The 12,547-nt window shown below is 60.5% G+C and carries 11 protein-coding genes; 2 read left to right on the top strand and 9 right to left on the bottom strand.

Going from position 1 to position 12,547, the window contains the following annotated elements:
* Positions 1 to 10: 10 nt before the first annotated feature.
* From N825_RS32135 to N825_RS38295, 8 genes are all read right to left on the bottom strand, one after another.
* Positions 11 to 1,072 (bottom strand): phage minor head protein, encoded by a 1,062-nt coding sequence (locus N825_RS32135; RefSeq protein WP_037460788.1) that lies wholly within the window; start codon positions 1,070 to 1,072, stop codon positions 11 to 13.
* Entirely contained in the window at positions 1,069 to 2,544 is a 1,476-nt protein-coding gene (locus N825_RS32140) for a DUF4055 domain-containing protein (RefSeq protein WP_084165258.1), read from the bottom strand. The genes N825_RS32135 and N825_RS32140 overlap by 4 nt, the downstream gene beginning before the upstream one ends.
* Positions 2,541 to 3,047, bottom strand: coding sequence for a hypothetical protein (locus N825_RS32145; protein ID WP_037460792.1), 507 nt, complete (start codon positions 3,045 to 3,047; stop codon positions 2,541 to 2,543). The genes N825_RS32140 and N825_RS32145 overlap by 4 nt, the downstream gene beginning before the upstream one ends.
* A 326-nt stretch (positions 3,048 to 3,373) precedes the next feature.
* A complete protein-coding gene (locus N825_RS39380) occupies positions 3,374 to 3,625 on the bottom strand; it encodes a hypothetical protein (protein ID WP_157619683.1) in 252 nt (83 codons plus the stop codon).
* Positions 3,622 to 7,077 carry a DUF7146 domain-containing protein gene (locus tag N825_RS32150; protein ID WP_198039001.1) on the bottom strand — a complete coding sequence of 1,152 codons (3,456 nt, stop codon included), beginning with the start codon at positions 7,075 to 7,077 and terminating at the stop codon, positions 3,622 to 3,624. Before N825_RS32150 ends, N825_RS39380 begins: the two co-directional genes overlap by 4 nt.
* 108 nt (positions 7,078 to 7,185) lie before the next feature.
* A complete protein-coding gene (locus N825_RS32160; protein WP_157619684.1) occupies positions 7,186 to 7,506 on the bottom strand; it encodes a helix-turn-helix domain-containing protein in 321 nt (106 codons plus the stop codon).
* Between the two features lie 423 nt (positions 7,507 to 7,929).
* A complete protein-coding gene (locus N825_RS38290) occupies positions 7,930 to 8,235 on the bottom strand; it encodes a helix-turn-helix domain-containing protein (RefSeq protein ID WP_084165260.1) in 306 nt (101 codons plus the stop codon).
* Positions 8,232 to 8,585, bottom strand: coding sequence for a type II toxin-antitoxin system RelE/ParE family toxin (locus tag N825_RS38295; RefSeq protein WP_084165261.1), 354 nt, complete (start codon positions 8,583 to 8,585; stop codon positions 8,232 to 8,234). The genes N825_RS38290 and N825_RS38295 overlap by 4 nt, the downstream gene beginning before the upstream one ends.
* A 207-nt stretch (positions 8,586 to 8,792) precedes the next feature.
* Between N825_RS38295 and N825_RS32170 the strand changes: the two genes are divergently transcribed.
* Together N825_RS32170 and N825_RS32175 are read left to right on the top strand one after the other, a co-directional pair.
* A complete protein-coding gene (locus tag N825_RS32170) occupies positions 8,793 to 9,338 on the top strand; it encodes a recombinase family protein (RefSeq protein ID WP_037460799.1) in 546 nt (181 codons plus the stop codon).
* A gap of 453 nt (positions 9,339 to 9,791) precedes the next feature.
* The gene (locus tag N825_RS32175) at positions 9,792 to 10,031 is read left to right on the top strand and encodes a hypothetical protein (protein WP_037460802.1); all 240 of its coding nucleotides are present in this window, start codon (positions 9,792 to 9,794) and stop codon (positions 10,029 to 10,031) included.
* A 23-nt stretch (positions 10,032 to 10,054) separates the two neighbouring features.
* On the opposite strand, the gene N825_RS32180 is transcribed toward N825_RS32175, so the two are convergent.
* Positions 10,055 to 11,911, bottom strand: a complete 1,857-nt coding sequence (locus tag N825_RS32180) for a DUF4214 domain-containing protein (protein ID WP_157619685.1) — start codon at positions 11,909 to 11,911, stop codon at positions 10,055 to 10,057.
* Positions 11,912 to 12,547 lie beyond the last annotated feature (636 nt).

Here is a 12,547-nt window from a genome sequence, read left to right on the forward strand (position 1 = left end):
CATCACCCCTTTAGATGCCCAGTACCTTCCGGATCTGAGGCAGGGTTAGGGGTCTGACCCTCTGGTCGAGTAGAGCGGCGGTGCTGATCGTCCCGGACCGCCATGCGTCCAGTCGGACTCTACCGACGGTCGCCTCCTGCTCTCGTTGGCTGCGGCGCTGCAACCAGTCACCAAGATCCTGCTCTGCAGCGCGAGGATCGACGAACGCCTCGTCCCGACCCGCTGTCGTGATAGCTGACGCGACGCCTCGTGGCATCTGATCGACCGGATAAAACCACGGCGTCAGATGTGACCGGCAGTTGATATGCAGAGGCGGAATGCGGAACGGCAGGCTGTGCCCGACTGGACTGCCATCGGCAAGAAAACGCAGTCCAGCTCTCCGACGGCAGACCTCGGACGTTCTGGAATCCAAAATGGACGTGTGAGTGAACCCACCCAATAACCGTGAGTTTTCCGCGACGATAGCGACAATGCTGGCGCCGAACACGGCGCTTACGGCAGTACGTACGATCGGCATGGCCTGGCGTTGGGCGATATCAATCGCCTCACGGATCATCTGGTTAATCCCGGTGGCGCCGGATGCGTTTGCGGCTCCGGCAGTCAGAACTCTCCTGACGCTGAACAGGAGGGCGCCGGCCTGAGCTCCGAGCCAGGAGGCGACCACAGCACCATCGACCAGCGCGTTCGCCGGGATCAGACGTCGCGCCTCTTCTGGGAGCGAACGGCTAATACCGGGCACACCGACCAGTGCGTCGATCCTCTCAATCACGAGATCGGATACGAGGGCAACCAAGGCTACGAGTTCGTGACGCAGATCTTCGTCGACGTCCAGATAGGCGCGTTCTATCAGGGGGAGGAGGGACCGTTCAACGTGCTGAACCGCTGCGTGTCTGGTCGGTAGAGTCAGATCGAGTGGGCCAAGTTGACGGAGGATTTCATCCCCCAACTCCTGCAATCGCAGCAGCGTGCGCCGACGGAGGTGCGAATTGTATCGGAGCAAGAGCAGCGCCAGCAGGATCAGCTCGTCGCCGAGATCCTCAGACGCCGACGCCCGCTTGACGACCGCGGTCATGGGCCATCCTCCGACACCGCCGCTGGATCAGCAGGGGCGGGGGTGAGCGACAGCGGGGAGGGACGGCCGATCAGCAGCGGGTTGTTCTCGAGCTCGTCGCGGTATTGCTCCGGCGTCAGATCCGGGCGCAACAACTCTCCGCGGCGCAGGTTCCAGTATAGATCATCAACTGGCAGGTATCCGTTCTGTACTGATCGTGTCAATGCCTCAAGCATCCCTGGTTCCATAACTGAATCAAGAAAATCCTGATTCAACTCGAATGAAACCTCACCAGCGATGCGGTCCCAATCACAGGCAATTTGAAGCGCTCTTTTGATACCATCGCTGACGTTCCGAGATACGCTAGAGAGAACTGATGTTTCACTAGTCTGACGGAGCCGAGTTGTTTCGGCAGTTTCAGCAGTGCGCTTCGGTTGCTCCAGCAGCCGAGCTCCCAGGATCGCCATCTGACGTTCCAACCTGTCCAACACCCGCTCGAGAACTCCGAGACCATCCCCGCGGAATTCGAGCAGTTCGCACTGGGTATCCCGAGGTAGATATACAACTCCACCCAGTTGGACGTCTGCCTCGTCCCTTTCCGCGCCGGTCACGATCAAGGTTGGGGACGACAATTTGTGGATGGCGTTCGACAGGTCCGCGGCGACGGAGACATGATTCAAGTTGCAATCGGTCAGGTCCAGTAGTGGGGAGCGGCGGATCTGGTCGGCTCCGTCGCTGGGCGATAGGAACACGAACGGCAGACGGTCCAAACGGCGCCGATCGAATGCACGTGGTTCAATACGGTCGACCTCTATCACCCGTCCGCTGGCCACCTGCCGGAACAATCTCACACGGTAATAATCCTGCTCATCCAGCTCCAACACGCGGTATTGGACCACCTCGGTGGATCCGAACTCCACCGGAATTGTCGAGTGCTCCAGCAACACCACCTGGTCTAGCACGAGCTGACCATCGACAATTCTGGACCTCCAGTTAGTGATGTTCTCCGCGGTATAGCCCACCAGGTAGGGTGTCGCCGCCAGCGGATCGTTCAGGACATCGGCTCCATAGGCGGAGTCAACGAGAATGCCGAATCTGCCCATTGCCAGTGTCTCGCGAACGGCTGTCTGGGCGAGGTTGAGCAGGGTCCCGCCCTGGGAGTCGATGTTCTCCAAGCGCGCATCCAGCCGCGCGGGAACGCGCACCGTTGGATCACGCCGGAACACGGCGCCGGCGGTTGCCTCCAGTGTCCGGGACGTCGCGGGGAAAATGGCCGCGCGCTGTATATAGGCCCGCCGTACCTCCGGGCGTCTGACCTGCTCGGCCGTCAGCGGCATGAATTCGTCAGCAGAGGATCTAACGCCATCCGCGCCAGCGAGCATGGACCGAATTCGGCGCCACGCCGGGGCGTTCTCCAGGTAGTCCGGATGGCGGTCAGTGACACTCGACCCGGGCGCGGCCGTCGGAGGTGCGGTCGTGGTCGCAAAGGTCATGGCCGCCCCTCCGACGGCCGCGTCGCGCCGAGCGTCGACCCAGCCTCGGCGGCGAGCCGCTGCGCAGTTTCATGAGACTCTCGTGCGATGCGCCCCTGTTCGGACAGGTTCCAATGATCCTTCGTCCAAGGGTTCACCACGCCGGCGTTGGCCTGTTGGTGGGGATCGTCAGCGAAATAAAAGCCGGCCTGCTCCTTGAGGCCCTTCAGCCACGCGCGCGGCGTCACATAGTCCCCGGCTGGAGTGACCACCGGGACGCCATCCTCTACGCGGTAGATGTCGCCTTTGGCCGACAGCTTCCATTGCCCAGACCGGATGGCGCGATCACTCACATCGTCCAGCGCGGTCGGCAGCACCCCCTCCGCCAAGGCCGCCTCGCGGACGTGGCGGGTGATGGCCTCCAGCTCCCGGGCGCGCTCCGCTTGGCGAGCCCGGATCTCCGCCTCGTCCAACCGGCGTTGCAGTGCGGCGACCTGAGCCTCGAGCTCGAGGACGCGGTCCATCAGGACGCCTCCCACAGCCCGAGTATTGCGGCAATACTCGGGAGATCGGACGTCGAGATCATCCAGCGGCCGTTGGAACTCCGCGTCGCGGGGATGTCGCCGTTCAGGACTCGTCTGTACGCTGCAGAATATGTAACTGTGGATCCACCGGTGAACCGTTTCAATGAGCGCGGCAACTCGGTCAGGCTGATAATCGATGTCATAGACAGCTCTCCATCGTGCTGTCCGTAATTATATCAAACCTGTTCTCTCTCCTCTCCCAAAGACTCGATATCAATTGTTTCGTTTTTTTTCGAGTAGTCAGGTTTTTGTTGCGGTGATGGTTGTCAGTTCAATTGCAGTGTGGAAATTTCCAGTGGGTAGCTGGTGGAGTCATCGTTCACGATGATGTATCCACGCCCCGATGCCGTGCGACCACGGCAAGCTATATACTGCCGGGCGTAGACATCGCGTCTCCATGTGCCTGGACCAAAATTTCGATCCATGAATTCCTCAATTGGCATGATGTAATCACTGTCAGATTCCGCATCTAACAGAGACTGTATTTCAGCCGATGGTAGATTTGACTTGCGTTTCATCGGGGCACTCCTATCCTACCGACATAGGTCAATTTTGAGGATACTTTTGAGGATACCTTCCAGATCATGGGACGTCTATCCCGGATCTCCGCCCCCTCCTGCTCAACGATGGGCCAACGGTTGATAATCGCCTCGCGGCCGTATGCCGCGAGCAGGCGCTCGAAATCCATCTCCACGGCGGCCGGCTCTACAACGATTGGATCCTCCTGGACCGGGCGATCAACGTTGGGGGAGCGCTCCACCTCATCTGCGGGAATTTGGATCGTCACGTTGCCGACGAGCCGCTCCAACGCGGCGATGCCCGCGGCGGTGGGGGTGTCGCCAAACAGGATCACGGAGCTGGGACGGCGTTGTCCCATCGTCCAGAACCTACCCAATTTAAAACCGCCAACTGGCAAATAACATTCTATTAGCGGGTTGGCGGTTTTAAATTCCGCCACCAACCGCTCTGCGGTCCGACGAGACGAGACGATTCCAGGTGCGTGTTGGACGAGGAAATCGGGAACAAGCGGCAGCACTCCCCATTCCCGGCGCGCGTGGTCCACGAGGCGCTCGAGAGTGGTGCCTCCCTCCAGCAGTTCATCCAAAGTCATCATGCGGTCCACCGTGACTCCCGGAAGCGGCAGATTGGATAGGATGAGGATTTCCCTATCCGGCCTACCATGGATCAGCCGCAGGCGGTCAATCGCCTGCGCCATGCCGCGCTCGCGCTTGGCCTCGACGCGGGCTTGAACCCGGGCATCCTCGTGTTCGTGGACCTCCACCGGCACCGACGATCCATCCCGCATCCGATGGCATCGCATGGCCTTCCGGTATCCGCCGGTCAGGTTCAACGGTTCGGGATCGTCGCAGTGAATGGCGCGCGCCTGCCGTTCGCCGGCGACGGCCGACATCTGCTCGCGGCCGATGAGGATCACCACGTCGTGATCCCTCCAGGCGTCGACCCCGAGCACCGCGCCATAGTGGCTCCACGTCGCTCCCTGGAAATCGATCGACACGGGGATCCTGCCTGTCGGCTCGCCGGTGAAGGCGACGCGCACCGGCTTGTTGGTCACCACCAAGACCCGCTTGCCCTTGGCCTTCGAGGCTATCCACGCCAGGATGCGGGCGCGCAGCGCCTTGGCGTGCTCAACCTGTCGGTCCGTCGGAGCCGAGAAGGCGGTCTCCGGGGCGATGTACGATTTCGCGAGCGTCGCGTTGCGCACCTGCACGACCCGGCCCAGCCGCTTCGCCTTGATGGCGTGGCCAGTCAGGTTGTCACCGAACAGGACGCGGTTGACACCCAGGTCCGCGTCGGCGTCGATGATGAGCAAGGGTATCCCCTTCGGAGCCGCCCTCACGCGCGAGTGTCGGTGCAGATGCAGGTTGCCGTCGCCATAGACGACCCCGTGCGCGATGTCCCGATCATGGCGCAGCTCGCTGGCGATCTGGCGGACGATGCGGCCGACGATCTCGCCATGGTGGGGCGTGAGCTTTTCCGCGATCGCCTCGATCGCCTCGTCCGACATGGCCGGGGAGATTTCCGGCCCTTGATCCGTGGGCTGAGTCCAATCCGCCAGGGTCTTCAGTTCCTTGGTGGTGATGTTGGCCTTTCGGATCGCGGCCAACATCGGGGCGCCGCTGGTGATGGCGACCAGCAGGCGATTGCCGAGGGATGCCGCGTCGTCTTGCTCGTTGGTCAAGGCGGCGGTCTGATACGTCGAGGGATCGGAAAGGATCGCCGCGCCCACCACGGAATGGGTCAGCAACGCTTGCGTCGCGTCCTCGTCGACGAACGCGAAATCTGCCTTGGGGAAGTTCAAGGGTTTCGCCTTGGTCAGATGGTCATGGACGAACAGATGCAGTCCCGGCCCCTGCGTTTGGTAGTTGTCGATGTAGGCGCAGGCGCTGAAGTGCGGGCATTTGGTTTCCCCGCGCTCACACATCGCGCCGAACAGCGATGGCACCTTCCCGGCGAGCCGCCGGCTGGCCTTCCAGCGCGCGCATGGGGCATTTCCAAGTTCGGCCTCATGGTCACGCCCGCGGTGGAGGACCACCAGGGGGGCAGTGGGCGATACGCCCATGGCGTCCCGCATGGCGTCCTCGAAATCCCGGGCCAGTTTCACGGTTGGGAGGAAGCCGTGGAATTGCCGGCGCCATAACCGTGGATGGCGAAGGTAGGCCTCGCGCAAGCCGGACGATTTCCCTAGACCTGCGGCGGCGGCCACTTGGAGCCGGGGAGGCCGCTCCAGATCGACACCGGGAAATGCCCGCGCGATCGACCGCTTGATGTCGCGCTTGGCCTTGCGCCTCTCTTTCTCGGACATGCCGTCATTGAGGAAGGCGTCCCGCTGGTCGGCGGCATGGTCCCTGGCGTCCAACCACCGCTCGACCGCGCACATCCAATCCTCGATCAAGATTTGGAGTTCCGCGTGAGCGGTGACACCGTCCACGTCCGTGGAGGGCCAGTATGGCTTCGGATCGACGACGGTTTCGGTTGGAAAGGGTGGGGTCTGTTTCGGCCCGCCTGGAGGCACCACGGGACCCGCCGCGTCCAACATGGCGCGGACCGCACTCACCCCCCCTGTTCGCAGGAGGTCGTTGGCGTCCTTGATCCCCTGAGGAGGTCGTGCGACCCAGACGTCATGCCCAGCGGCCATAAGAAGATCGCAGGCTTCCGTCAGAGACTTCGCCGCCCGACTCTCAGGTGGGTCGTTCTGCGCCGCGATGATGACCCGGCGTCCTGGCGGAACAGAACCGACCAGTCTCTTCACACCACCGAACGCGGCGCCGACCATGCCGCTCCGCCGAGCGGCATGGATACTGATCGCGTCCTCGGGTCCCTCGGTGAGGATCACATCGCCGTCGCCGCCGGAGAGCCAGCCGACCGCCTTGTTGCTTGCGATGGACCCCGCCGACAATTTGACGCGCTTGCCGCTGGTGGCATCCAACCGGATGGCTTGGAGACCATGCACGTTGCCGGCTAGATCCGTGGCGACCACCAGCAAGGCGGGGCATGTCGACGTCGAGTCAGGCCGTGCCTGGTGCCGGGGGTGAAATCTAATTCGTCCGGCGCGGTCGAGCGCATGCACTGTTTCGAGCGGGATGCCGCGCCGCTTCGTAAGGTAGGTCTCGGCCAGCGTGCCAAGGGTGGTCCGCGCCTCGTGCCATTGCCCACGGGCGAATTCCGATCGGTCATAGTCAGGCTCAGCGCTAACGGCTTTGCGCTTCTGTTTGACGACCAAAGGAGCCTGCACGCGCTCCTTGAGACCAAACTCAACGGCGTCTCGGAAGCCACGACCGCTTTCCCGCCTGATCAGGGCGATCATGTCGCCGCTGTCAGGGTCGTCGTACCAGGTGCCGGCATGCGGGCCGGCAAACCAGATTTTCAGGCTGCCCGTGTTGCTGCCGAATCGAGCATAGGTGCCATGGATGCTGACGAGATTGAGACCGAGATCAATGGCGATCTCCATGGATCGATCGGCGATCCTATGCCATTGCTCGTCAGTTAGCTCAAGGCGCGCGGGTTCGCTGCCCGCCCCCATAGGGCGGTTGGGGTGGTTCTCCATGCTGGTGGCCGATCACGCGCGCGTGCTGGCGGCGGGCGTCTGTATCCTGATGCGACCGATCACCCCGCATGCAATCTGCTCGGGTGTCGGCTCCTCCGGAGCGATGTAGCCGAGAGTTTCCAGCGTTGTGAGCGCCTTGTAGATCGTGGAAACGCCATAGCCAGTCTCAGCCGCAATATGGCGCGGATCGCCGAGACTCTGGCCGGAGTTGTCGCGCAGGGCATATCCGTCTGAATCGGCATGAGCCGCTAGAAGCGCCATCGTGTGGATGGTAACCACGCTTTGAATTCGGTGGTCCGATGCCGCCTGTACAAAGGCTTGGATCGTTGACATTCGTTGCCCCAACAGGAGCCGTGCCAGCCTATCCGAAATCGTACAGGAATCGATTAGCAAATCGCGACTCGCGCTTGAAATCCCATCGAAGCCCGCGTACATTCAGGTCAGCTTTTTCCGGCATCAATACTTTTTCCTGATGCCGGTCACGGCGTTACAAAATGCCCTCCAGCGCGTTTGTCCGACGGGAGCTGGGTGGCGGCGAAACTACAGACTACAGAAAAGCCCCGCTTCCCCAAGCGGGGCTTTTCTCTTTCGCAAGAATGATCCAGGCGCCGCGGCACCGCAACCTAATTTTGGGGATCCCAAGAATTTTCTCTCGCTCCCCTATTCCCGCGATTGATTGGATAACACACCAAAACCCCACGCGACAAAAGTCGCGCAGAGCGTGAAATTTTCATCACCAATCAAAAGAAGGGCGAATTAGGCAGCTTGAACCTGAAGAGCTTCCTCAACGGCTTTGGGGTTGTGTTCGATAACCTTGAGGTAAGCTCTCGCAGCCAGTTCAGGTCGGCGCCGCCCTTGTTCCCAATCCTGGACGGCGCGGACATCCAAACCGAAACGAGCAGCGAACTTCGGCCGGCTCAAACCAGTACGCTTGCGGATCGCGGCGACGTCCACGGCATCTGGAACATGGACCTCATGGGTTACAGTAGCTCCAGGGTGGCCGCCCATATATGCCACGGCTTCGCTCATCGCCTCGATCAGCTCGTCACCAAGCTTGCTCATTTGTCTCTCCTAGTTTGCTGGGCCTTGAGCGTTGCCGCCAACGTCGTTACCACTCTTTTCTGGTCGGGGGTCAGGTTCGATTGTTCTCCCTTCCCATACACCAACAAAGCGAATAGAGGCATATTATCGTCATAGTAATAGTAAATTGCCCGAACGCCCCCAGACTTACCTCTACCATGGGAACCGAAGCGTACTTTTCTCACGCCGCCTGTTCCCACGATTTCTTCACCCATCAAGGGATTTGCCGCTAAAAAGTCTATCAAGTCCTTTTTTTCTTCGGTTGTAAGGATCTTGTCTGCTCTTCTAGTAAAGGGTGTTGTTTCAACGACAGTGATCAGCGTGTCTGGCATGATCCTTATATGCGGCAATGCCGCACCATAGTCAACACGGATTCCGTGTTAAATCGAACCGCTATGGCTTATAGGGTATACCCATGCGGAACAGTTCCGCGAAACACCGAACCCTAGCTTCCACCTGTTCCATTAGGGTCCACTTTCACCAAACGGTACAGCATGGTATGGTGGTCTAGATCCTAACGGAACAGATCGAGGGGGAAGATGTCCATCTACGGGTACGCGCGGGTCTCCACGACCGACCAGGACCTGACGCTCCAACGCGACACGTTGAAGGCGGCCGGCTGTCTCGTGGTCCGCGAGGAGAAGGTCACCGGAACGACCAGGTCGGGTCGGTCCGAGCTGCGGACGCTGATGGAATTCCTGCAGCCGGGCGACACGCTGATGGTGACGCGAATCGACCGGTTGGCGCGATCCATCGGTGACCTCCAGGACATCGTCCGCGAGTTGAAGGCGAAGGGCGTGGCGCTGAAGGCGACCGAGCAGCCGATCGACACATCGACCGCTGCGGGCAAGGCGTTCCTCGACATGTTGGGGGTCTTCGCGGAGTTCGAGACGAACCTGCGGCGCGAGCGCCAGCTTGAAGGCATCGCCAAGGCGAAGGCCGAGGGTGTCTACAAGGGGCGGAAGCCGAAGTTGGACAAGACCACCATCTTGGCCTTGAAGGCGGAAGGCCTGGGAGGTAGCGAGATCGCCCGCCGGCTCAAGATCGGCCGGACGAGTGTCTATAGGATCTTGAGGACCGCATGATGACCTTTACGAAACAGTCAGCCATGACGGATGCCGGCGGGGCGTCAAGGTATGGGCGACCAGGACATCAGCATCTAGTCGCAGCGCTTTTGGTGGTAATGGCCACGTGCTTCCTACCATCGAACGTCCATGCGCAATCCGTAGTCAACAGATCCGACACCGCTTGCTTATCGCTCGACACCGTTCGAAAAGCGGATCAGGCAATGGCCGAGAAACGATACGGTGAAGCCCACTCGCTTTTGAGTGGACCAACGTGTCCGAGGGTGAACAAGGGGACCAAAGTCCGTGGTCCATTGAAGCGCGACACCGTCATTTTTCATGATGGTAGCAGCATGGAATTCGTGCTGGTCCAGTTGCCGAATGGGAAGCGAGTTTGGCTTCAATCAGGAGAGATCGAAAATTAGATGACCTCGTCGTTGATACGGATATTGGCATAGTGTTGGAGATGGCGTGATGACCTTCGAGGAACTGCTCGTCGCGGCGAACGGAGGCAAGGATCGGAGGCCGGGTCAATGGACCCCGGCGGCGTGCAAGGTCTGGCGCGAGGCCGAGCCGGAGGACGCTCGCCTGCTGGAGGCGGCATGGGCTTGGGAACTGGCGCACGATCGCCGGGCCCAGATGAAGGACGAGGTCGCGGTGCGGGAGCGGCGGCGGGCGATGGACGAGGCGACGGCCGCGGCGAAGGCGGAATAGCGAGGATCCAACCTCAACCCGTATCACAAGAGCCAGATGCCGTCGTCGATGCGGTGCGCCAGCTTCATCACGTGCTCGGCCGACTCCGAGAAGCTGAGGACGATGTCGGAGCGGTCGACGCCGGCATCCAGCGCGCCCCTCCAGTTGGCCAAGCCGGCCGGCTCCGCCTCGCGGTCGAGCACGTTCCTGTACAAGGTTTTCACGAAGTTCGTGTTGTCGAGGGCGCCGTAGCGCTGCTGGAACTCCAGGGATCCTGTGAAGCCGTCGGCGGTCTGGTCCAGGCTCATCCCGGCCTTGATGGCGTCGGTCCAGGCGCCAAGCCCGCTGGCGTCGGGTAAGCGGTCGAGGACGCTGTCGTACAGCCTGGCCACCGTGGCGGCAGTGTTGTCGCGTACCCAGATGCCCTCCCGCAGGACTGGCGCCATCCGCTGGATGTTCTCCGCGGACTCCGAGAATCCAATCAGGGCCTCGGCGCGCGTCATCCCGGCGGACATGGCGCTGGTCCAGTTCGATAGGCCCCCCGTGTCCGCCTCGCGGTCGAGCACGTTGAGATAGAGTTGCTTGACGAAGCCCACGTTGTCGGGTGCCCCGTAGTGGAGGCGGAATTCCGTGGAGTCGGCGAAGCCCCCGGCCGCCTGCTTGAGCGTCATGCCGGCCTTCAGCGCGCCGGTCCAGTTGACCAGGCCGTCCATGTCGGGCAGGCGGTCGAGGGCGGACTGGTAGAGGCGATGGATCTGCGAGGCGTAGTGGTGCGCGTCCTGGACCAGCTCGCCATCGACATAACGGCTCGTGCCCGTGTCCTTGCCCGAGATCGCCGACCTGCTGAGAAGGGCTGTCTTCTCGTAGAGATCCATGGCGTGTTCGGTGTTGGGAAGTCCCAGGCCTGGGATGACCTTCCTGATCGCCTGACCCGAGGTGTCGTAATCCCGAGCCTCGGTGAAAATCGACAGCAGAACTTTGAGTTGCAACGGCAGGTTATCGGAGTGGGCGAGCTTCCCCAGGCCAACCACCCGATCGTCGGTGTGTTCGAAGTGGAACATCCGCGGATCGGCGGCGTGTTTCGGGGCGCCGGGTGAGCCGAAGGTCACGCCGAAATACCTGTGGTTGCTGGGGTCGCTGGGGTCTGTGGGGAGGACGCCTGGCTCCTGCATGAACATCTGGGCCATGGCGCCGCCGAGGCTGTGCCCGGTCACGTAGACCCTGGGGATCGCAGTTTCCTGGACATAGTGCTTGATGGCGTCGACCAGCGGCTTGTAACGGGCGTAGTACGTGGAGAAGCCCAGGTACTCCAGGCCATCCTCGAAGTCGGTGGTCCCCCTGAAGGCGACCGCGAGGGTGGGCGTTCCGTTGACCTTGGCGTAGGAGACGTGGGCCACCACGCCGAATGGATCGATGCTGGTGGCGCCGAACGACCGGTAGATGCCGTCGCGCATTTCGTACTTGATGCCGTATTCGCGTGTGTCGGTCGCCCTGGGGGACAAGCCCAACTCCTGGGCCAGGACGGGCCGCCATCCACTGGCGCCATCCTGGGCGGGGCTGATGTCATCGTACGATCGGTTCGCCAGCTTGGCCAGTTCGTAATAGACATTGTTCACCGACACCGCGTTGTCGCCAAACGCCTCGAACTTGATGAACTCAACGTCGGCCGAGATCAGGTCCTTCTCCGCGGTCTTCAAGTTGTAGGCCGACAGCCAGGAAGGGTCACCCTCGCTGAACGCGTAGTCGCTGGGTTTTCCCGACAGGTACACGGTGTCCATGTCCGGCTTCAGGAGCAAACCTCCCTCGCCACCACGGATCGTGTCATTGCCGGCGTCCCCGGCGATCCTGTCGTCGCCGTCGCCACCGACTATCGTGTCGTTCCCAGGACCGCCATGGAACACCTTGAGCGGATCCCATGACACCGATGGAGTGAGTTGATACCACGCCGGATGCGGCAAGGTCACGGTATCGTCGCCGTCTAGGGCATTGGTGATTTTGGATGGAAAGTTATCAATCGCTTTATGTTGTTCATCACTCAAAGCATTGAAGTTGACGACGTCATCATTGTTGGTGAATAGTACTGAAGGGGTTTCAGGAGGTTTAGGAGGTTCGGGAGGTTCAGGGGGACTGATGGGGATCTCTCGCAGGTTTACCTGAACAACAAATGTATAGTAATCTTGATATACAACAGGGCTATATCTGTATTCGTATGGATTAAAAGCTAAATAGAAAGAGGCTCCTTCCTGCGATGAAACGCCTGCGTTGCCGGTTGTCCATGTATCTTTATTAAGATTTTGGTAAAAACTGTTAGTGCCATAATTAATGAATGGAAGGGAATATGAATATAATGCCGCTTCATCGACTGAGTAGAATGTTGAATAACCAATAATATTGGCTGAAGTGTCTTTCCCAAAATTGAATTTTATGAAAAATACCCCTATATCGTCGTAAGTTCCAGTAAATAGGAAGGTTGTACTCTTCGTGATGGTCTGTTCATAAGATAATGAATAATCCGGACTATCATCTATATGGGCATA

Origin of the sequence: Skermanella stibiiresistens SB22 (genome assembly GCF_000576635.1) — a bacterium.
GTDB classification, from domain to species: Bacteria; Pseudomonadota; Alphaproteobacteria; order Azospirillales; family Azospirillaceae; genus Skermanella; species Skermanella stibiiresistens.

What these genes read in the sequence shown, in the direction of transcription:
- N825_RS32135 (WP_037460788.1), bottom strand. Translation starts at nt 1,072, where the DNA reads ATGACCGCGGTCGTCAAGCGGGCGTCGGCGTCTGAGGATCTCGGCGAC.
- N825_RS32140 (WP_084165258.1), bottom strand. Translation starts at nt 2,544, where the DNA reads ATGACCTTTGCGACCACGACCGCACCTCCGACGGCCGCGCCCGGGTCG.
- N825_RS32145 (WP_037460792.1), bottom strand. Translation starts at nt 3,047, where the DNA reads ATGGACCGCGTCCTCGAGCTCGAGGCTCAGGTCGCCGCACTGCAACGC.
- N825_RS39380 (WP_157619683.1), bottom strand. Translation starts at nt 3,625, where the DNA reads ATGAAACGCAAGTCAAATCTACCATCGGCTGAAATACAGTCTCTGTTA.
- N825_RS32150 (WP_198039001.1), bottom strand. Translation starts at nt 7,077, where the DNA reads ATGGAGATCGCCATTGATCTCGGTCTCAATCTCGTCAGCATCCATGGC.
- N825_RS32160 (WP_157619684.1), bottom strand. Translation starts at nt 7,506, where the DNA reads ATGTCAACGATCCAAGCCTTTGTACAGGCGGCATCGGACCACCGAATT.
- N825_RS38290 (WP_084165260.1), bottom strand. Translation starts at nt 8,235, where the DNA reads ATGAGCAAGCTTGGTGACGAGCTGATCGAGGCGATGAGCGAAGCCGTG.
- N825_RS38295 (WP_084165261.1), bottom strand. Translation starts at nt 8,585, where the DNA reads ATGCCAGACACGCTGATCACTGTCGTTGAAACAACACCCTTTACTAGA.
- N825_RS32170 (WP_037460799.1), top strand. Translation starts at nt 8,793, where the DNA reads ATGTCCATCTACGGGTACGCGCGGGTCTCCACGACCGACCAGGACCTG.
- N825_RS32175 (WP_037460802.1), top strand. Translation starts at nt 9,792, where the DNA reads ATGACCTTCGAGGAACTGCTCGTCGCGGCGAACGGAGGCAAGGATCGG.